Here is a 20,499-nt window from a genome sequence, read left to right on the forward strand (position 1 = left end):
ACTGCCAAGTCACGTTTTAGCGGCGGGTGATTGCGGCTTTCATTGTCCTTCAGGTTCCTCGGAGATTTCCTTCAAAACGTCGGGCTGTTCATGAACTAGGCAGGGCTCTAAAGCGCGGCTAACCTCTATTCGTCATCGCAAAAACGGTGACACGGACGTGCAAGTCCGACCTGGAGCACAATTGGTTATAGCTATTGAACGAGCATTTTTTTATGCTCGCGCCCCGTTATGGCAATTGTGCGTGGGAGACCTTCGGGTCTGCCGGATACTCCGGGCCGGTCTTGCACACTTACGCACAGTTGCCACCCTTTTCGAATGCAAGCGAGAGGATGCCAGCCCCATTACCCGGAAAAATAATATGTTCAAAGTAACTCCCAATCCGCCACAAAGCGGCCACAAATCCCGCGTCCAAGCGCAGGAAGAAAAAAAGCTCGAAGACGCCGCCACCCGCGCCCTCGACTACTACCTCAAACCCCAACCCTCCCCGCCCGAACCTGACAAAAACCAGCTCTTCATCGTCTCCCCCCACATCGACACCGAAACCCTGCTGGCCAACGCCTCCGAAGACCTGCTGTCCATCAGCACCATCGCCGCCGACCTGGCTGACGACGTCGAGGACTCACGCCGCTGCGTCGCCCTGGCGATCAGTCGCATGGCCGATGGGGTTCAATTGTTGGTCGAGCGGGCGTTGGATGATCTGGAAAACAAGGGAATGGCGGCGCCTGACGCCAAGGGGTAGCGCTGGCATTGATGCAAGCTGAGCCGACGCCATCGCGAGCAAGCTCGCTCCCACAATTGGATTGGGTACAACCGCAAGAGATAGGCCGGCTATTAGGCCGTCTTCGCGGGCAAGCCCGCTCCCACAATTGGATTGGGTACAACCGCAAGAGATAGGCCGGCTACCAGGCCGTCTTCGCGAGCAAGCTCGCTCCCACAATTGGATTGGGTACAACCGCAGGAGATAGGCCGGCTACCAGGCCGCCTTCGCGAGCAAGCTCGCTCCCACAATTGGATTGGGGTACAGCCGGGAGAGACAGGCCGGCTGTAAGGCCGCCTTCGCGAGCAAGCCCGCTCCCACAATTGGATCGGAGTACGACAAAAGAGACAGGCCGGCTATCAGGCCGCCTCGCGGTGGACGTTGATCTCGGCGCCCCGTTAACCACGATGGCCGAACGTAGGTATTGCGCAGCGGGCAACCCGGCATGGATGCCGGGTTAGCCGCGCTGGGCCATGGATGGCCCTTCGCGGCGGCCCACGGAGCAATGCCTGCGTTCGGGCACACCGAGCCTAGGCGAGGTGCCGAGTGGTGGGGCACAAGCGCTTTGGTTACTTTCGCGCTTTTCGAAAGTGACCCGCCGTCAGGGCGGAACCATAAGCCGCCGTTACCGCAGCAACGGATATGTACTCAGTCAACAACATCCTGGCCGGCTGTCAGGCCGCCTTCGCGGGCAAGCCCGCTCCCACAGGGGATTGAAGGTGTCGCAGATATCACCGGCAACACAAAACACTGTGGGAGCGAGCTTGCTCGCGATGGCGGCGGGTCAGTCGACATGGATGCCAACTGAACGGACGCTATCGCGAGCAAGCTCGCTCCCACAGGTTTAACGCAGCGATCACTCCCCGAGGGAATGATCAGCAGCCCTCACTCAATCAAACATTCGGGCAAGGAACCGGCGCCCAGTCACCCAGGTCCGGGTTCTTGCACATGCTGTTGACCTGAGTGGTACCCGCACTGGCAACCTGCTTGCTCTCATCCTGCTTGGCCTTGGCGGTCTGCAGGGTTTTCTCAGTGGTCACCGCTTCTTTCGGCACGACTGGCAAGTCTTTCTTCTTGGCCGGCTGCACGATCTTGTTCTTTTTCTTGTTGGTGGTCTGAGCCACGACCGCCGGGGTATCAGCAGTGGCCACAGTCACCACATCAGTACGCTGCACACCCACCTGCTGCAAGTCTTTCTCATAAGCCTGGGTGTAGTTATTCAGGTCTTCCGAGGCCTTGCCATTGACCGCGACGATCAGGTCATTCGACTCTTTCAGGCCGGAAACGATTTCCGCCAGGCGCTTGCGGCCTTCGGTGTCGTTGACGGTCTTGGCCTTGCGGTCGGCAACCAGTTTGCTGAACGCATTCTGGTAGCACTGCTGCGAAGTCTTCGCGTAAGCGGTGCTGCGGTCGATGTCGGAGACGCTTTTGTTGACGTCGGCAGCGTAGGAGGCGATGCGCTGGTTGTCATCGGCGATCTGCTTCTGGCGCTCGGTGTAGTAGCCGGCGGCACCACCGGCCAGGGCGCCGCCCGCGGCACCGATGGCGGCGTTGCGACCACGGTCTTCCTTGTCGGCGGTCAGGGCGCCCAGCAGCGCACCGCCGACCGCGCCAACGGCCGCACCGGTGACAACCGACTTGGTCATGTTGCCTTCGGTGGAGCGCAGGTGCTGCACAGGCTCGTAGCAGTTAGGGTAGTACTCGACCTTGGTGCTCGAGGCGACTTTGGAAGTCGGCGACGTGGCGCAGCCGGTCAGTACGGTGCTGAAGCCAACAGCGACCATCAGCAAGTGACGCTTGGAAACCGAAGCAAAAGGTTTACGGGAGAAAAGCATAGTTGTGTTCTCGTTTAAGTTTTGACCAGCTCAGCGCAGCCCCATTGCCGCCTGAGTCCCTTCCAAGCTCGCTGACAACGAACGCTCAAGACCGCTGAGCGCTCGATGCGAGCAATTCCTTCAAGATCGCCGCCGGGTCGGCTCGTTTTTGCTGACGATAGTCCCCGACATGACGAACGAATAACGTTGCGCGTGCCACCAGGCTCTTGCCCAGTACCGGCTTGCGCTCCAACTCTTCCTTGACGCGTTGAAACTGCGCCTGGATCACGGCATCGGTGTAGCGCGTGCCGGTGGCCAGGTTGTCGATGTAGATCGCCACCGCACCATCCAGTGCACTGCGGCCGTTGTCGATGGCAGTGGCGAACAGCGTAGCGCTGGCCTCGTCCTTGGCGTCCAGCGCGGCTTGCCGACTGTTCTGCAAATTGGTCAGGCGAATGTTGTAGTTGTTGACGGTCTCGGCCACCAGGGCCGACGACTGAATCAGGTTGCCCGCCGCTTCCTCGCGTTGCTGGGCGATGAGCGAGACGTTGCGCTTGAGCTCTTCGTTGACCAGCCCGAGTTCGGCTTGCAGGCGCGGGTCGGCGCTGGCGGCGATGATGCTGTCCAGGCGCTTGGTCGGGTCGTCGGCGTCGTCGATAGCGTCGGTCAGGGACGCGAGGCGGCCCTCTTTCTGCCATTGGGCGAACAATTCCTTGTAGCGCGAACGCGGCGCCGACAACGCCCCGACGGCCACGCGAAAGCCGGTGGTTTCGTTGCTCTGCTCGGTACCGTCGGCGGCGAACAACGGGTATTCGCGGCGCATCCCGGTGAACAGCGTGCCCTCGCCTTCCAGGTAGTTGCCGCCCTTGACCACGAAGCCGCCGTAGGCGCCCTGGCGGCGACCGGCGTGCACCAACTGGAAGGATTCCTGGACCATTTCCGCGGCGTTGCCGACCACGTCGAACAGGCCAATGGGGTTCGGCAACTTGGTGCCGATGGGCATCAGCCGCGCCGCTTGCCCGGTGCCACCGGCGACCTGGTTGAACACCGCCCAATCGGCCAGCGGCCCGTCGCTTTCACTGCCTTCCAGGCGCCGGGGGAACAGGCGTCCTTCCAGGTCCTGACGACTGACGGCCTGCCCGCCACGGGCGGCGAATTCCCACTCGACTTCCGTCGGCAAGCGCACGAAACCCAACCCGCCATCTTCGGCAGAGGTGCCGCGACCGCTCACTGGCAGCAAGTCCTTGTGGTATTTCATCAGCCAGGCGCTGTACACCGCCGCGAAGCGCTCAGCCTCGAACTTCGACAGCTTCACCTTGGGCAAGCGCCCGGCCATGCCTTGGGGCAAATCGGCTTGCAAGGCCTCACAGGCCGGCGCCGGTTCGCCGCTGGCCAGCGATTGCGCCTGGGCCATGACCTGGGCGTACTGGCGCGCGGTGACCTCGTACTTGCCGATGAAGTACAGCATCGGCTTGAGCGGCGTCTTGGCGTCGGTCTTGGGCATCAACGGCGTGATGCTTGTGTTCCAGGCCTTGGGCAGGTCCTTGAGGGTGAACTGACCGTTGATGAAGTCGCGCCGGTAGCCGGAAATGAACGACTGCTGGTAACCGGCCTCACCTTCACTGAACGGGTAACCGAGGCTGATCTCACGGTCGTCCAGGGTGCCCTGGGCGAGGATGTAGACGTAACGGAACACCATCTGCCCTTCGCACGGCAGCGGCAGGCTGACGTCATCGGGCAACGGCTTGGGGTTGTCCAACTTGTCGGTGCCTTCATCGGCCCAGGCCAAACTGGCCAGGCTCAACGCCACGGCGGCGCCCAATAACTTATACATCGCGAATTCCTTCACACGCCTGGATGCGCGCCACCCGCCAGCCGCCACACGCCGCCGCGACGGCACTGACGCCGAGCACGGCCAGCAGGGCCAAGGTGTAGTGACGCACCAGCAGATGGCTGGCGTACTCGCCCGGCATCTGCGCAAATAAATGGTTCAGGCCCGACTGCGCCAGGCCATACAGCCCGACACTCAGCAGGGCCGCAAAGGTGGCGCTGTAGAGCGCCTGCAACACCACAAACAACAACAGTGCCGCGGTGGAAACCCCCAGCAGGCGCAACACCGACAGCTCCCGGCGCTTACGCTCGACCGCCGCCAGGGCACCGGCAAAAATCGCCGCGAACGCGCCGGCCAAGGCCAACCCGGCGATGATCCAGAACACGATCGACAGATTGCGGCTCAGCGATTGCACTTGTGCGATGGTCTGGGCCTGGGTCGACACCAACAAGTTCTGCCCAGCGAAATACTGCCGCAGCGGCTCGACATCACTGAGGCGGCGCGCGTACAGGCGAAACGCCGGATACACCCGCTGCCCACTCACGCCCACCGCATCACCCGGCCAGCCGAACGCGGGCACGGCACGACCGTCGCGGTAATCCTCCGCCGCTTCCAGCAAAGCCAGTGGCGCGAACAAACCGTCCCGGGCAAAGGCTTCCAGCGGCAGCACGTGCGACACCTGAACCCGCGTGCGCTGCGCCTCGCTGCGACCGGCCACCTGCCGACCGAAACTGGCCTGCAACCAATCGCCGGCCTTGGCGCCGAGCTTTTCGGCGGCGGTCTGGCTGAGCACCACTTGATCCAGGCCTTGGGGCACGGGCAAGCGGTCGAGCAAGGGATCGTTGGCCGCCGTGGGGATCATTTCTACGGTGACGGCGGCTGCGTCGCCGCTCAAATCGGCGGTCGCGGCAATTTGTCGGGTGCGCGGCAAGGCAAAGGCCACGTCGCTGCGCTGGGCCAATTGTTCGATGAATTCGGCACTGAAGCGACCGCCGCCCAAGGGGATGATTTCCCGAGTGGCCGGGTCGTTCTGCAGGCGTTCGGTGAGGCTGCTGACCAGGCCGAACTTCAGGCCGAACAACACCAGCAACGGCGCCACAACGGCCACCAGAGCAAGCACCGAGCAGGCCGACAGCCAGGCATCGTTGCGGTAATCCTGCCAGGCCAGGGAAGCCACCAGCGCGCTGCGCATCAGCAAGCCTCCCCGAGGGTGGCGGTGACACCACCGTCGTCGTCGCGACGGCAACTGATGCGCCGCACCTGCAAACCGCTGGCGCGGGCCAGCGTTTCGTCGTGGGTGGCGACCACACAACACACACCGTGTTCGCGGGCCTGGGCCACCAGCAACTGCATGACGCGCTCGGCGTTCAGCGGGTCGAGGGCGGCGGTCGGTTCATCCGCCAGCAGCAGGCGCGGACCATGGGCCAGGGCGCGGGCGCAACTGACTCGCTGGCGCTGGCCGACGGACAAGTCCGCCGGCTTCTTGTCCAGTTGATCGGCAATATCTAACTGCCCAGCCAGGCGCGTCACGCTGCCGTCATCCTTCAAACCCAACAGTTTTCGCGACAACTCGATGTTGCCGCGCACGTCCAGGAAGCCCAACAGGCCGCCGGTTTGCAGAACATAACCCAGGTGACGGCTGCGCAGCTCGGCCAAGGTGCCTTGTTGCGACCCACGCCACAATTTGGCGATGTCCAGCGGCGCATTGGCAGGGCTGAAGTCGAACCGCCCGGCCTGATCCGGCGCCAGCACCAGCGCGAGCAAGTCGAGCAAAGTGCTTTTGCCGCAGCCGCTGGGGCCGACCACCGCCAGTTGTTCACCAGCACGCAGTTGCAGCCGTGGAATCACCAGGCTGTAGCGCTGGCTACCAGCGCCCCGGCTTTTGTGCACCGCGCTCATGTTCAGCATCACGGCAGCGTCGACAACGGAACGCGGTACAAGGCATCACCCGGCTCGGCATCGCCGAAACGCACCCAGTTCGCCAGGTCGTTGTGGAAGGTTTCGTAGAGGCGGATTTTCGAATCCAGCTCGTCGATGAAGTCTTCCTGCTCGGCCACGCTCAACGACAGCCACAAATCCTGGGTCATGTTCAGCGACTTGCTGCGGTACGGCAGCCCTTCCAGGTACTCGCCCAGAATCCCGCCGTCGGCCAGGTTGCCGCCCTTGCGCAGGGCCGATGGGTCGCGGCTCATGTAGGCGCTGGCGCTGGCGATTTCCTGGAAGAAATCCTTGGGCGAACTCTGGGTCTTGCGGGCCGCGTCGACGATCAGCTTCAGCGATTGCTGCAGGTCGTTGAGTTGCAGCTTGGTCAGCATCACGCAGACCTGGAACGCCGGCAGCGCCGGGTTGGTCAGGTCGCGGTCGGCAGTCCAGGCGCTGACCAGTTGCGGCGCCTGGCTGGCGGATTTACGCCCCAGGAAGTCCATGTGCATCGCGTAGCCGACCGCCGCCGATTTATCCGCCAGGCTCGGCGCGGCGCTCAACAGCGGCACGGCTTGCGGTTTGTTGCTGCGCACCTGGTGCACCAGGTCGGCGAATACCGAACCGATTTCGTCGACACGCTCGCCGAACTTGCGCACGTCGGCGCCCGGCACCGGAATGTACAAGTCGCCGATCTGCGGGTTGGCGTCGGCGGTGAGGATGCGGTACTGGCTCTGGGCACCCGCGTGGGTTTTCTTGCCGGCGTCGCTGAGCAGGTGCAGGGCATAGATCTTGATCTGTTTGCCCAGCGCGGCCTGGCGCACTTCGGCCTCGTTCATTTGCGTGGCGGCAAACGGGTCGTTCTTGCGCAGGGCGCCGGCATCGGTGACCAGCAGGATCAAGCGCCCACCGTAACCGGACCAGTCCATGCCTTCGACGGCTTCCATGACCCCGGCGAACGCATCTTCGTTGAACGAATGGCTCGACACCGTGGATGCCTTGACCTGCCGCGCCAGGTCCATGAAGCGCTGCGGATCGCGGCCCTGCTCGAGGGTGATGAGGGTCTTGGCGACGTATTCCAGGCCCGGGGTTTTCTTGATGCTGCTGCGGAAACCCACCATGCCGAAGCTGACGCTGTCCAACTCGCCACGCTCGGCGATGCGGCTCTGCAACTGGTGAACCACGTCGCGGACCTGATCGATGTAGGGCTGCATGGACACGGTGGTGTCCACCACCAGCACCACGGCGGTGCGGAACGCGTCGGCGTTGGCGGTGGTGATCGGCGTGTTGGTCGAGGCGCGCGGGGTGTTGCCAGGGTCGATGGACGCCACGTTGAGCAACTGCACCGGCTGGCCGTTCTCGTCGATGCTCTCGCGGGAATCGAAGATCGGCAGCAGGTAGAACTGGTTCTGCGGCACGGCGCTGGCGGCCGGTTCCAGGGCCAGCACTTGCTGGTCGCTGGTCGGGTTCTGCTGGGCCTTGAGCAGCACGTTCTTGGCCGCTGAAGGGTTGGCCAGGAGCTTTTCCACTTCGCCCGGCTGGCGCAGGAACATCACCGGCGCACGGCCGGAACGTTCGGTGAACTTGAGCACCAGGCTTTGCTTCCAGTCGCTGACCTGGGCGGCGGGCAGCCAGCCGTCGCTGCGCCCGTCGGTGGCCGCGCCGACCCGTACCCACGGGCTGCCATCGACGTCTTTGCGCTGATACACGTACAGCACGGAAAACGCCGGCAGTGCCTTGCCAGGCTTGGCGCCCGGTTCATCGGCGAGCGTGGCCCCCGGCTTGCTGAGCACCCGCTGGAACAGGGTTTTCTTACCGGCCATCAGCAACGGCCGCTGTCCGCCGTCGGCCTCGGTCGCCACGGGAGGCTGGCCCGCGGGGATGACGGGAGGCTTGACCGCCGGCACGTCCGGGGCTTTCGGCGGCTTCACTTCCGATGGCTTGACCGAATTGGTCGTGGCCACCGGCGTCTTCACTTCTTTGCCATCGTCACCGGCCAACCACCAATAACCCGCGCCGCCTAGCGCCAGCGCCACGGCCACCGCGACAGCGGCCAGGGCGAACACCGGTCCCTTGCGTTGCTCCGACACCGAGGATTGAACCGTCGGTTTTATCGGCGGCGGAACGGGCTTTGACTGCGACTGTGGTTGCGAATAAGCCGGGCCGCTGGGAATGTCGATGGACATGGGCGTCAAGCCCGCCAAGTCATCCACCGCAGGCGGCGTGGTCGGCAGTTGCAACGACAACGGCCGGATCAGCGTCGCTTCAGATTCTTGAGGCAGGTTATCCAGCGCCCGCAGCAGCGCCGCCGCATCCGGGAAGCGTTCCGCCGGATCCTTGGCCAACAGTTTGCGCAACACGTCCTGATAACGACCATGGTGCACCGGCAATTCCGGCAACGGTTCGGTCAGGTGGGCCAGGGCCGTGGACAGCGCGTCGTTGCCAGTATACGGCAATTTGCCGACGAGGATTTCGTAGAGCACCACGCCCAGGGCGTACAGGTCGGCGCGGCCGTCGATGTCTTGCCCTCGGGCCTGTTCCGGGCTCATGTAGCTGGGCGTACCGACGGCAAAGCCGGCCTGGGTGAACTGGGTGCGGTCGTCCAGGGACTTGGCGATGCCGAAGTCCGAGAGCACCGCCGTGCCATCGGCGCGGAACAGGATGTTGGCCGGCTTGACGTCGCGGTGCACCAGCCCGAGCCCATGGGCATAACCCAATGCCGAGGCGATCTGGCGGATGTAGGTCAGGCCCTGCTCCGGCGTCAGGCCCGCGGCGATGCGTTCCTTGAGCGTGCCGTTGGGCAGGTACTCCATCGCCATGTAGTACAGCTCACCGACATTGCCGATGTCATGGATGGTGACGGTGTGTGGGTGCGACAGGCGCGCCAGGGTCTTGCCTTCGCGCAGGAAGCGCTCGCAGAACGTTGGGTCAGCGGCCAGCGCGGCGGCCATGACTTTCAACGCCACCTTGCGCTCCAGCGAACGCTGGGTCGCCAGGTACACGCTGGCCATCGCGCCTTCACCGATCGGCCCTTCAATGTCGTAGCCGGGGATGACAATGTTCAGGGTCAAGCTCATGACGGCACCTTCACGACAACCACGGTGATGTTGTCCGGCGCGCCGCGCATCAGGCCCAGGGACACCAGGCTGCTGGCGATTTCGCCGGGCTCGTCGTGGCTCAGCACTTCGCGGATTTCCTCGTCTTCGACGGTCTTGTTCAGCCCGTCGCTGCACAACAGGTAGCTGTCGCCAGGCACCAGCAGCAATTCGGTCAGCGCCAGGTTCAGTTGCGCCTCGACGCCAATGGCCCGGGTGACGATGTTGGCCCGTGGATGTACCCGGGCCTCGGCTTCACTGAGCAGGCCGCTGTCCTGCAGATCCTGGACGTAGCTGTGGTCCCGGGAGATGCCTTCGAGCACGCCGTCGCGCAGGCGATACAGGCGACTGTCACCGGCCCACAGGCACATGCCGCGCAGGTCGCGGGTGGCCAACACCACCACGGTGCTGCCCATCATGGTCACGCCACGGTTGGCGGTTTCTTCACGCACGGCGGCGTTGACCCGCAGCAGGTCGCTTTGCAGCGCCGCGACGTATTCGTCCAGCGAGCGACCCACGGCGATGCCGCGCAGGCTGTCGACGATCAGGCTGCTGACATAGTCGCCCGCCGCGTGCCCGCCCATGCCATCGGCCACGACCCACAGGCCGTTTTCCGGCAGGTCCAGGCAGGCGTCTTCGTTGACCTGGCGGACCATGCCGACATGGCTCTTGCTTGCAGACTTGAATGCTTTTCCGGCACTTGGACGCATCTACACAACACCCTCTTGGCCGAGCAAAAATTGAGCAAAATCGGCAGCGGCCGGCAGCCCCTGACAACGCATCAAACCGGGCACGATGCGCTCCGAACCCTGGCCCCACCACAGGCTCGCGCCCTCACAGGCCGACTCGGCCAGGGCACTCGTGCGCCGCTGCGGGTCAGTGGCATCGAAGCGATGCAGGCTAGCGAAACGGCTGCTCGGGGTGCGCGGCAGGTACATCGGGCTACCGAGGGTTTCCAGCTGTTCGTTGAACGTCTCGAAACTGGCCTCCACGCTCAACGTGCTCAGCAACAGGTTCTCGACCCGCTCAAACCACTCGTCCGCACCGCCCACCACGGACGCCGGGTCCGCGTCGGGCTCCAGCAGCACCGCGACGGTCAGCGGAAAATAACGGCCGACCCGGTCGATACTCGGCATCACCACCCCGACCGCGGCGTCCGGCCCGCACACGCCGGGTGCGACCATGAAGCGCCACAGCGGGCTGACCAGATAGGCATCCAACCAACGCTCGCCAAGGTTGGTCTGGCTGGCGAGCAAACCCGCCGCCAGCCACGAATCCCAGGGGCTGATAAAGCTCTGGGGCAAGCCACGGCTGACGAAGTCGCCGCGGCTGGCCAACTTTCCATAGAAGCCCGGTGTACTCATAGCCGCTCCGGCAGGCTGAAGCCGCTGAGCACCCGGCTCTTGAACGGGTTGAAGGCGCTGTTGGCCCGCAGCTCGTAAGAAGCGCTGGCGCCATCGACCCGCAGCCGCAAGTTGAAGCGATCCGGCGAATTGCCGGCGGTCAGGTCCGATTGCTCCAGCAACCGGAACCAGGCCCATGGCCCATCCAGGGTGATGCCGGAGCGACCGTTGGCGGACGGCGGCATGATCGAGATCCGCACCACGCCGATGCTGCCCGGGTTCGGCCATTGCATGGCGGTCGGGCGACTCGGGCCGTGGTCGTAGCTCAACTGTTGGCCGTCAAGGTCAAGCAGGAACTGGGTGATGGTCGAATCCATCGCCACCGGTTTGAGCTCGAAGCGCACCATCGGCTGGGTGCCGCCGGAACGGAAGAACGCATCGCGAATGGTCGCCGCCCGCTGGAAGGTTTGCAGCACACCCGGGGCGATGCCGAGTTTCTGTGCAGCGCCCGGCTGCCAGCGCCAGGTCGGTGTGGAGGTGTCGACGTAGGGCTGCAGGTACTTGCGGAAGTAGTTGTCCATCACCCCGCCTACGCCGAAGAACTGGCCAAAGTCATCCAGGGTCGCGTCCCGCGCACTGCCCGGCGACATCGGGTAACGCCCGGCCAGGGACTGGCGGTAAATGTTCACCACTTCGCTGGTCCAGGCGGCATTCAGTTGATTGCGCACCCCGCCCATCATGCTGTTGGTGGTGGAGTTGACCACCGACTTGACCAAGCCCTGCACCAGCGGCGGCTGGCGCTCAGCGTTGAGGCTGACCCGGGTGGCGGCGGCGCTGGCCTGGTTCTTGGCTTCGCCGAGCAAGGCGTCGCCGCTGGCACCGACCATGGCGCTGACCTGCACGTACAGGGCGTTCATGTCGGCCAGCAGGCCGTCGATGGCCGCCGGTTCGCCTTCGTTTTTATTGACGATGCTGTTGAGCTCGGCGAAGTGCGCGGTGATCGGGTCATCGATGGCCTGCGGTGCGTCTTGCGTCGCCTGCTCCTGGCCGAGCAAGCTGCCCAGGCGCTCCTTGAGCTTGTCCACACTGCCTCCCGCCGGCGCGCCTTGGGCGGCCAGCAGGCGTTCGTCCTGTTGCAGGTCGGTTTCCTTGGCCACCGCCACCAACAGTTTTTTCAACGGCGAGGTCGGCCCGGAAATCACCCGCAGCACATCGGCCGCCTGGGCCACGCTGGTGATCGGCACGAAGTCGATGTCGGCCAGCAAGGCGTCCCATTGGCGCAGGTAGTCCTGGAAGTACAGGCGACGGACGTCGGCGGCCAGGCTGGCGACGTTCTGCTGATCGGCCTGTTCATGGCCCAGCACCCATTGTTCTTCAGCCAGGGTGCCGGTCTGGCTCAAGCTGGTGAGCAAGAAGCCTTGGCGGTAGCCCTTGACGGTGAAGAACCCGCTCAGGGGTTCGCCCAACGGCTTGCCGCTCTTGCGACTGAACACCAGCGCGGCGTCACGCCCGGCCGCTTCATTGATGCGGAAGTCCGGTACGCCCTCGGGCAGTTTCTGCCGCTTGATGCGGTCATAGACGCGCTGGGCCACCGGCAATTGTTGCAATTGCCGGCGCAGGTCTTCGATCAGGCGCGGGTCCAGACGCGCGGTTGGCGGACGGCGCTCGAACAACGCCTGCAAATGCTCGCTCAAGGCCAGGCGTTGCTCGGCCGGCAGGTCACGCGGCAGGCTGCGATCCCAATCCAGGGCGATCCAGGCCTTGATGAAGTCGGCATCGTAGTGCTCGGTATCGGCGAGCATCAGGTAGGCCTTCAGACCCTCGTAGAGGAAATCCGAATTGCCGCCGCCGTGCAGTTGTTCTTCGACCCGCGTCAGCAAGCGAGGCGCGAATACGGCGATCAGCAACTTGCGATAGACGCTGCCGGACTCGGCTTCGAGCATGTCGCCCTGGTACAGGCCCAGGCCTTCGGCCCAATCGGGGGCGTCGTCGGCCAGGTGCTTCACGGCGTTGAGCAACGGCAATACCGCGAGCACATCCCGTTGTGCTGGGCTGAGGTTCTGCACGGTCTGCCCCAATGGCGCGACCTTTTGGTCGACCTGGGTGATGTAGGCCTGGTTGGCGCGGTAGCTGACCCACCACAACGTGCTGACCACCAACACCAGTACCACCGTGGAGGCCAGAACACCGCGGGCGATCCACTTGCGTCGTCGCTCGACCTTGGGGTCTACGCCCACCAATCCACGCTCGGCAAACGCCACAGCGGTGAAGAGCTTTTCGATGAAGTAGCTGCGTCCGGTGCCGGTCTGGCGCGCCAGGTGTTGACGGTCCAGGTTCATGCTCTGGGCCATGGAGCCGATCAGGCGGTCGATCGGGCTGCCTTCCTGGGTGCCGCTGGTGAAATACACACCGCGCAGCAACACGCGCTCTTCGAAGGCGTTGGGCTTGAACACGCCTTCGAGGAAACTTTGCAGACAATCTTTCAAGGCGCCGAACTGCTGCGGAAAGCCATAGATCAGGTCGCGCCGCGCCGGGTCGCGCTCTTGCTGCAAGCGTTCCACCAAGCGGTCGTTGAGGCGTTGCTCAAGGCCGGTGAATTCGCTTTGCAGGTGCGCCAGCGGGCTGTCGTTGCTCTTGCCATCGTCCAGGGCGAAGGTCATGCCCCAGACCTGGGCGCGTTCTTCTTTGCTCAGGGTGTCGAAAAACTCCATGAACCCGGGCACCAGGTCAAGCTTGGTGAGCATCAGGTAGATCGGGAAGCGCACGCCCAGTTGGGTGTACAGCTCCTGGATCCGCAGCCGTATCGCGGCGGCATGGGCGGCGCGCTCGGCGTCGCTACCCAGCAGCAGGTCAGACAGGCTGATGGCGATGAAGGCACCGTCAATCGGACGACGGGCCCGCTGTTTTTTCAACAGTCCAAGGAAGCCTAGCCAGGCGGCCTTGTCGACGGTCGCGTCGCTGTCCTGGGTGGTGTAGCGGCCGGCGGTGTCGAGCAGGACCGCCTGGTCGGTGAACCACCAATCGCAATTGCGCGTACCGCCCACGCCGCGTACCGCCCCGGCGCCCAGTTGCGCGGCCAGGGGGAAATGCAGCCCGGAGTTGACCAGCGCGGTGGTCTTGCCCGAACCCGGCGGGCCGATGATCACGTACCACGGCAGTTCATAGAGGTTGCGCCGTTCGTCACCGCCCAGCTTGGCTTTCTTGAGCAGGGCCAGGGCTTCGTCCATGCGCTGGCGCAGGGTTTCGAGTTCTTCGGCGGTGGCGATGCTGGTGGGGTCGGGCGGGGTCTGCGCGGCGAGGCTGCGCATGACTTCGGCTGCCTGACGGCGGGCCTGGATGATGCGAAACACCCGGAAGGCGATCCACACCGCGAACACCAGGATGATCAACGCCCAGCGCCGGCCTTCGGGCACCAGCCACTCCAGCAGCGGGCCCACGAACCAAATGATCAGGCTCAGGGCGATCAGCCCCAGCAATGGGATGACCCAACGGGTCATAAAACTGAAAAACGCCTTCACTCGACCCCCTCCGCCAATACTGTGATTTCAACCCGACGATTGCGCGCGCGTCCCTCGGTCGTGGCGTTGGACGCCAGCGGCTCGGTGTCGCTGCGGCCTTCGGCACTGAAGCGCTCGGGCTGGCCGGTCTTGGCCGAGAGAATCTCCAGCACCGACCTGGCCCGTGCCTCGGACAACGCCCAGTTGGACGGGAACCTGAGGGTGGCGATCGGACGATTGTCGCTGTGGCCGGTCACCAGGACCTGGCCCTTGACCTTGCGCACGGCATCGGCGATGCGCAGCATCAACGGCTGGAAATCGTCCTTGATGCTGGCGCTGCCGGAGGCGAACAGCTCGTCGCCACGAATGGTCACCACCGAGCGATCCACGGCGTCTTCCACGGCGATCCGACCGGCCCTGATTTCATCGGCCAGGAAACCGGCCAGGCGTGGGCGTTCGATCACCTTCGGCTGCACCACGGGACGGTCGATGGCCTGCACCGGGATTTCGCCGAGGAAATGAATGTTCTTGAACACCGGCTCGGCGTCGGAGGCCAATTTCATGCGCAGGCCGAACAGCAACGCCAGCAACAAGGCAGCGCCGATGGCCACGGCGATCCACGGCGGCATGAATTGCGCCAGGCGATCACGGGCCACGGTGACACCGCGCCAATGGGGCGACAGCTCACGCTCGTAGTCGCCACGGGCGCTACGGATCACCGCGCTGGTGCGCTCGCGCAACGCTTCCAATTGGCTGCGCCCGTCGTTCATCACCCGGTAGCGCCCCTCGAAACCGAGGCACATGCACAGGTACAACAGCTCCAGCAGGTACAGGCGTTCCCGCGGGCTTTGCAGGCAATGTTCCAGCAACTGGAAGACTTTTTCGCCGCCCCAGGCTTCGTTATGCACGGTGATCAACAGGCTCTGCTTGCCCCAGTCGCTGGTGCCGCCCCACGGGGTGCTCAACACCGCTTCGTCCAGCGCGGTGCACAAGGCGTAACGGGCCAGCAGCACCTCGTTGCGCACCACGCCGGCGGCCTCGGCGCGCTCTTCGAACTGGCGCAGGTAGGCCAGCAGTTGCGCGCGCAAACTGGCCGGCGCCGGGTGGGCGATGGTGCTGCGCAGGCGCGTCAGCAAGGCCAGCAGCGGACCGGCCGCACTCTCCAACGGGTTGAGGCCTTGGGCCTTACCGGTCAGGACCGGTGCGGCCGGCATCGACAGCGGTGTCGGCGAAGGTGTCGGTTGAGGGCGGCCAGCGTCCGGGCGAAAAGGATCTGCGCCACGGCCACCGGGCGTCGGCATGAACTGGGTACGATCGTCGTTGCTCATCGCGGTTTATCCTCGGATCGCCCAGAAAGCCAGGTTCAACCCTGGGAACTGGCCGGCGATGTGGAATGCAAAGCCGCCGGAATTGCCCAGTTGCTGCCAGTGCTCGCTGCCCCGGTCGAGTTCGTAGTAGGTGGAGCCGGCGTGGTACGGCAGCTGCCGTGGCGCCACCGGCAATGGCAGCAGGCCGATGCCTGGCAGTTGCAGGTTGACCAGGTCGCGGATGTGTTCCACCGAACCGACCTTGCTCTGCTGGCCGAAACGGCTGCGCAGGGTTTCGGCCGGTACATCGGCGCGCACCACCAGGATGAAGCTGGCGCTGTCGAGCAGGGTCTTGTCGGCCAGCATCGCCACGTGGACGCCGTAGGCTTTCTCGACAATCGGAATCGGCGTGGCGCGGCTGTCGATCAGCATCGACAAGGCTTCGCGCAGGGCCTGCATCACCGGCGCGTAACTCAACGCCAGGTCATCGTGCTGGTATTGCGGGTACTCCTGCGGTCGTCGCCCGGAAGCGGTGAAGGTGGAGAACTCTCCGGCCAGGCTCACCAGCTCGCTGTAGAACCGTTCGGGGTGCAAGGGGCTCAACTGGCTCAGGTGCTGGATCAACGGCTGGGCGCGGTTGACCAGTTGCAGCAGCATGAAATCGGCGATTTCCGAAGCGCCACCGGCCCCGGAAGCCACCACCCGCCCGGCCAAGGCTTCGCCGCGTTGATGGAGCAGGCCCAGCAGTTCGCTGCGAAACGCCGCCAGCGGTTTGGAGGCGATGACATCCAACAGTGGTGGGATGTAGGCGTCGTCGAGCACCAGCGCACGGTCGGCACGTTTTTCCTTGATGCGCACCACACCGATGGCGGCGTAGTCACCGATACCATCCTGTTCGGTCAACAAGCGCAGGGCCCGAGAACCCAGGGCCACCGGCGCGCGGTTTTCGAACGGTGCATTGTCGTCGCGCACTTCGCACACCTGGCTCACGTAACGCGCCGCACCCAGGTCTTCACCTTCATCCACGGTGTCACGGGCGCCGGCGCGCTTGAGCGGCAAGGCCAGGTACACCAGGCCATCGCGCAGGTTGTCGTCGACGTTCAGCGGCGTGGGCGCCAGGTCATCCTGGGGAATGTTGAAGGGCGTGCCGTCCGGCAACAGGCCACGCGCCGAGATGATCGCCAGTTTGCCCTGGGCCAGCAGGCCCTGGTCGATCAGCAATTCGGAAAAACCCCAGGCGCCGGCCGACAACGGGCGGCTGCGAGCGTCGATGAGGTTTTCCAGGTAACGGTCATGCTGCTGGAAGTGCTGCGTTCCAATGAACATGCCTTCCGACCAGACCACGCGATTGTTCCAGGACATGGGGGCTCCGATTGCTTATTGGGCAGGGCTGGATGGGGGAACGACGACGGCGCTGCGCACGGCGCGCACATCGAGGCTGATCTGGTATTCGGTGTATTCGCGGGCCGGGACATTGATCACCGTGCGCCACAGCGACTGGTCCAGCTCGCGATAGCCCACCAATAGGCCGATGTGCCGCGTGGCTGGGTCGAGGTCGCGTTGCAGGCTCAATTGCTGGCCGGGCTGGATCAGCACTTCGTCCTGGTCGATCAGGTCGGCGCCCAGCGTCGCCTGGGCCCGTTCAGCCAGGGCGAAATAATCGGAGCGGCTAAAGGTGGCGGCATTCTTCAGCTCGAAAATGCGCACCCGGACCGGGGCCGGCTGGCCGGTGGCGCCGGGGTTGAGCCCGGAGATGGCATGAAAGTGCAGCTCGACGGCGGCGGTGTCGGCCTCAGCGTCTTCGGCCTGGGGACTGGCCGCATCCTTGGCGCACGCCGTCAGCAGAAGCGCGGTGGCGACTGCGAGTAAAAACCTGGGAATCATCCTGCGTCCTCAATGACGTTTGAGCTATCCGTTGTTGGCTTATCGGTATTGTTATAAGACGGCGACGCTCAACGGCGTCGCTGTCGTGTGCTGTGTTCTTCGTAGGCGCGACTGAATTCACGACCGAACAGGTCTTGGAAATCCTCCTGGGCCTCCCGGGAAATATTGCTGTAGAGCTCGGTAAATTGTTGCCAGTACTGGGCCTGTCGCGAGCCACTGAAAATACCCGACAGCCCGCCGGGCTTGGCCATGCGCTCTTCCAGTTGCGCCGGTTCGAAGCGCGCCAGCAAATGCTTGATCGCCGCTTCCACGCCGGCCATCACCGCCAGTTGGTGGGCCCGCAGATCATCAAAGCTGTCACGCACCGCCGCGTCCGGGGCCATGAACGCCTGGTTGCCGTGGCGCAATAGCAAGAGCAAGGCTTCATCGACATTGGGGGCGAACTTCAGCGGGTTGTTTTCCACCGGCTGGATCATCGTCTGCTGGATGCGGAATTCACCCTTGAGGCTGCTGCGGGCGCGCAAGACATCGATCAGGCCTTCGACCATCAGCCGATAGCTGCGCCCGATGCTTTCCATCTGCGCTTCGGCCTGGGCCTTGTCCAGACGCAACTGATCCAGCCCGGCACCGCGCAGGAAAGCCTGCAGCAGGTCGGGTTGTGAAGTGTCGACTGGCGTGATCGGGGGCTCGACGCGGGTGACCGGCGCCTCACGCAAGGGCGCAGGCTCGGTCGGTACGCGGACTTCAGCGACCGGCGCTTGAGGGACGGGCGTCGGCACCGGTTCAATCACCGGCGGCGCTACAGGTGGTGGAACAGGCAGCGGCGCGATCGGGGCAACCGCCACGGGCGCAGGCTTGTCGCTGAACAGGTCCCAATCGTCCGGAATCAACGGCGCCGGCGTTATCGCCACGGGTTCGACCACGGGCGGCGGGCTCGGACGGGGAATCGGCGTGGGCGGACGGAAATCATGCTGTTCGGCCGGGACATGGTCAGGCTGGGTGGCCGGCGGAACGCTGCTCGGGCTGAGAAAATCGAACAGATCCGGCAGGGTGTCCATGGACGACACGCCCTGGAAGTGCGCCGGCGGGGCCACTTGTATCGACGCTGGCGTGTTCACCGCGGCGCTCTGCTGCCCCATCAAGGCTTCAAAGCTGCTGGGCGATTCGGCGAACGGGTTGCTGTCGGTGACCGGCAGGTTGAAATCGACGCGCGCCTGGATTTCATAATCGCCGATACGGATAACTTCGCCATCTTGCAGCGGCTCACTGTTGCCCTTGCGCAAACGAATACCGGCCTTGACCAATTCCACACCATTAGTGCTGTTATCGGTCAAGTAATAGCGCCCGTCTTTGTATTGAATAACGCAATGTTTGCCGGAAACCAGACGCTCAGGGTCAGGCAATACCCAGTCATTATCGGAATTGCGGCCAATTGCCATCACCCCCTGATCCATGGACTTTTCAGAACACTGGCCCGGGGTAATTTTGTGATAACTAGTGATAGTCAAACACAGCGGCATCTCGCCTCCTTGCTGAATACTTCTTGTCGCGTCGTCGCACGCAGGCGGTTATGGGGTCTACGCCTTGGTGTCTCGCCAACAAACCTCTGCAAACAACCTCGAAACGGCTTTTTGCCAGCATGAATGCTGATCTTAACCGGCTTGCGTGACAAAAAAACCTGCATCGGTGCCTGCTTCGACCTACTGGTCGCGCGGGTTGTTAAGCGCCTCACAACTGTCACACAGGCGAAATAGCTTACCTTGACAAGCGATAAGTACTACACCAAAAATGCACAACTTCTTGAATATAGATGATGGCACTTTAAAATCACACAGCGATTAAAGCGCCATTACCGTCAAGGGACATGCAAAGTTTCATCCGAAACTTGCGTGTGAACTGCCCGACTTCTTCAGCGGGTGATAGGGAGATCGATCCAAGTGGATGTGCCTTTGTTGCTCGCCGCCGTTTCCGCGACTTCGCCCTGCGGTGAAGATCTGGAATATGACGCGGATTTCTTGCGCCTGGAACGCGATTCTCGAGGCCAGCCCGAGCGCAGCATGGGCGATTCGATTTTGCCTGCCGAACCACCTGAGTGGCGCAGCATCCAGCAACAGAGCCTGGACTTGCTGCAACGCAGCAAAGACCTGCGCATCACCCATTTCCTGTTGCAAAGCTCCCTGGCCCTCGAAGGCATCACGGGCCTGGCCCGTGTACTGACGCTGATCAGCGAATTGCTCAAGCAATACTGGGCCGAGCTGCATCCGCGCCTGGACGCCGATGACGACAACGACCCCACCGTGCGCATCAATGCCCTCGCCGGCCTGACATCCGACGTCACCATTCGCCTGCTGCGCGAAAGCATCCTGGCCCGTTCGCGGACCTTCGGTGCCGTCAGCCTGCGCGCCGCCGCCAACGCCAGCGGCCTGCAAAGTTTTCCCGATGAAAGCCTTGGCGCCGAACAGCTCGCCGGGGCCTTGCTCGACAGCGATCCCGAGCAGTTGGAGCTCACCCGCGCCGCCCTGTTGGAAGCGCGCGGCGCCGCCGAAGCCATCGAACAACAAGTCAGCGATCAAGTCGGTTCCGCCCAGGGCGTGGACCTTGGTCCGTTGAAGCAACCGCTCAAGATGGCTTTGCAGATTCTCGGCCAATTCGCCCCGCAGAGCGGCGACAGCGAACTGCCCGACGCCAGCGGCGACGACAACGCCGCGCCAACTGAATATGCCAGCGCGCCAAGCGCGCCGCGCAACACCGGCACCAGCACCGTCAGCGGCGAAATCAACAACCGCGACGACGTGCTGCGCAGCCTGGACCGAATTCTTGCCTACTACACCCGTCATGAGCCCTCCAGCCCGCTGCCGGTGCTGTTGAATCGGGCCAAGAATCTGGTGCATGCCGATTTCGCGGCCATCGTGCGCAACCTGATTCCCGACGGCATGAGTCAATTTGAAAACCTGCGCGGCCCAGACAGCGAATAAAAAGCGAGCGGATCACGCAGTCACGTCACCGGCACCCCCGATGACGCCAACACCGTCGCTCAAGCGACCAGGAGCA

General features: G+C 63.8%; 14 protein-coding genes. 2 read left to right on the plus strand and 12 right to left on the minus strand.

Annotated features, from left to right (window positions below):
- Positions 1–358 precede the first annotated feature (358 nt).
- Positions 359–739 (plus strand): DUF6124 family protein, encoded by a 381-nt coding sequence (locus LOY70_RS29150; protein ID WP_265032064.1) that lies wholly within the window; start codon positions 359–361, stop codon positions 737–739.
- A gap of 911 nt (positions 740–1,650) precedes the next feature.
- Here the strand turns inward: LOY70_RS29150 and tagQ are convergent.
- The 12 genes from tagQ to tagH form a co-directional block, all read right to left on the minus strand.
- Positions 1,651–2,592, minus strand: a complete 942-nt coding sequence (tagQ, locus tag LOY70_RS29155; RefSeq protein WP_265032065.1) for a type VI secretion system-associated lipoprotein TagQ — start codon at positions 2,590–2,592, stop codon at positions 1,651–1,653.
- A gap of 85 nt (positions 2,593–2,677) precedes the next feature.
- Entirely contained in the window at positions 2,678–4,405 is a 1,728-nt protein-coding gene (locus LOY70_RS29160) for a formylglycine-generating enzyme family protein (RefSeq protein ID WP_413776622.1), read from the minus strand.
- Positions 4,398–5,594: an ABC transporter permease gene (locus LOY70_RS29165; protein WP_265032067.1), complete on the minus strand. Its 1,197-nt coding sequence runs from the start codon at positions 5,592–5,594 to the stop codon at positions 4,398–4,400. Before LOY70_RS29165 ends, LOY70_RS29160 begins: the two co-directional genes overlap by 8 nt.
- Complete coding sequence (locus tag LOY70_RS29170; RefSeq protein ID WP_265032068.1) at positions 5,594–6,310, minus strand: ABC transporter ATP-binding protein; 717 nt, start codon at positions 6,308–6,310, stop codon at positions 5,594–5,596. The genes LOY70_RS29165 and LOY70_RS29170 overlap by 1 nt, the downstream gene beginning before the upstream one ends.
- The gene (locus LOY70_RS29175; RefSeq protein ID WP_320110194.1) at positions 6,310–9,399 is read right to left on the minus strand and encodes a serine/threonine-protein kinase; all 3,090 of its coding nucleotides are present in this window, start codon (positions 9,397–9,399) and stop codon (positions 6,310–6,312) included. The genes LOY70_RS29170 and LOY70_RS29175 overlap by 1 nt, the downstream gene beginning before the upstream one ends.
- Entirely contained in the window at positions 9,396–10,127 is a 732-nt protein-coding gene (locus LOY70_RS29180) for a PP2C family protein-serine/threonine phosphatase (protein WP_265032070.1), read from the minus strand. The genes LOY70_RS29175 and LOY70_RS29180 overlap by 4 nt, the downstream gene beginning before the upstream one ends.
- The gene (gene tagF, locus LOY70_RS29185) at positions 10,128–10,781 is read right to left on the minus strand and encodes a type VI secretion system-associated protein TagF (protein ID WP_265032071.1); all 654 of its coding nucleotides are present in this window, start codon (positions 10,779–10,781) and stop codon (positions 10,128–10,130) included. It abuts the gene before it with no gap.
- Entirely contained in the window at positions 10,778–14,278 is a 3,501-nt protein-coding gene (gene tssM / locus LOY70_RS29190) for a type VI secretion system membrane subunit TssM (protein ID WP_265032072.1), read from the minus strand. The genes tagF and tssM overlap by 4 nt, the downstream gene beginning before the upstream one ends.
- Positions 14,275–15,585 carry a DotU family type VI secretion system protein gene (locus LOY70_RS29195; RefSeq protein ID WP_265032073.1) on the minus strand — a complete coding sequence of 437 codons (1,311 nt, stop codon included), beginning with the start codon at positions 15,583–15,585 and terminating at the stop codon, positions 14,275–14,277. Before LOY70_RS29195 ends, tssM begins: the two co-directional genes overlap by 4 nt.
- A gap of 6 nt (positions 15,586–15,591) precedes the next feature.
- Entirely contained in the window at positions 15,592–16,926 is a 1,335-nt protein-coding gene (tssK, locus tag LOY70_RS29200; protein WP_265032074.1) for a type VI secretion system baseplate subunit TssK, read from the minus strand.
- A gap of 15 nt (positions 16,927–16,941) precedes the next feature.
- Positions 16,942–17,448, minus strand: a complete 507-nt coding sequence (gene tssJ / locus LOY70_RS29205) for a type VI secretion system lipoprotein TssJ (RefSeq protein ID WP_123416310.1) — start codon at positions 17,446–17,448, stop codon at positions 16,942–16,944.
- 68 nt (positions 17,449–17,516) lie between these two features.
- Positions 17,517–18,968, minus strand: a complete 1,452-nt coding sequence (tagH, locus tag LOY70_RS29210; RefSeq protein WP_265032076.1) for a type VI secretion system-associated FHA domain protein TagH — start codon at positions 18,966–18,968, stop codon at positions 17,517–17,519.
- Between the two features lie 417 nt (positions 18,969–19,385).
- Here tagH and tssA point away from each other — a divergent pair, with 417 nt between their 5' ends.
- Positions 19,386–20,423 (plus strand): type VI secretion system protein TssA, encoded by a 1,038-nt coding sequence (gene tssA, locus LOY70_RS29215; RefSeq protein ID WP_265032077.1) that lies wholly within the window; start codon positions 19,386–19,388, stop codon positions 20,421–20,423.
- Positions 20,424–20,499 lie beyond the last annotated feature (76 nt).

Origin of the sequence: Pseudomonas sp. B21-054, assembly GCF_026016345.1 — a bacterium.
Taxonomy (GTDB): Bacteria; Pseudomonadota; Gammaproteobacteria; order Pseudomonadales; family Pseudomonadaceae; genus Aquipseudomonas.

What these genes read in the sequence shown, in the direction of transcription:
- LOY70_RS29150 (WP_265032064.1), top strand. Translation starts at nt 359, where the DNA reads ATGTTCAAAGTAACTCCCAATCCGCCACAAAGCGGCCACAAATCCCGC.
- tagQ (WP_265032065.1), bottom strand. Translation starts at nt 2,592, where the DNA reads ATGCTTTTCTCCCGTAAACCTTTTGCTTCGGTTTCCAAGCGTCACTTG.
- LOY70_RS29160 (WP_413776622.1), bottom strand. Translation starts at nt 4,405, where the DNA reads ATGTATAAGTTATTGGGCGCCGCCGTGGCGTTGAGCCTGGCCAGTTTG.
- LOY70_RS29165 (WP_265032067.1), bottom strand. Translation starts at nt 5,594, where the DNA reads ATGCGCAGCGCGCTGGTGGCTTCCCTGGCCTGGCAGGATTACCGCAAC.
- LOY70_RS29170 (WP_265032068.1), bottom strand. Translation starts at nt 6,310, where the DNA reads ATGCTGAACATGAGCGCGGTGCACAAAAGCCGGGGCGCTGGTAGCCAG.
- LOY70_RS29175 (WP_320110194.1), bottom strand. Translation starts at nt 9,399, where the DNA reads ATGAGCTTGACCCTGAACATTGTCATCCCCGGCTACGACATTGAAGGG.
- LOY70_RS29180 (WP_265032070.1), bottom strand. Translation starts at nt 10,127, where the DNA reads ATGCGTCCAAGTGCCGGAAAAGCATTCAAGTCTGCAAGCAAGAGCCAT.
- tagF (WP_265032071.1), bottom strand. Translation starts at nt 10,781, where the DNA reads ATGAGTACACCGGGCTTCTATGGAAAGTTGGCCAGCCGCGGCGACTTC.
- LOY70_RS29195 (WP_265032073.1), bottom strand. Translation starts at nt 15,585, where the DNA reads ATGAGCAACGACGATCGTACCCAGTTCATGCCGACGCCCGGTGGCCGT.
- tssK (WP_265032074.1), bottom strand. Translation starts at nt 16,926, where the DNA reads ATGTCCTGGAACAATCGCGTGGTCTGGTCGGAAGGCATGTTCATTGGA.
- tssJ (WP_123416310.1), bottom strand. Translation starts at nt 17,448, where the DNA reads ATGATTCCCAGGTTTTTACTCGCAGTCGCCACCGCGCTTCTGCTGACG.
- tagH (WP_265032076.1), bottom strand. Translation starts at nt 18,968, where the DNA reads ATGCCGCTGTGTTTGACTATCACTAGTTATCACAAAATTACCCCGGGC.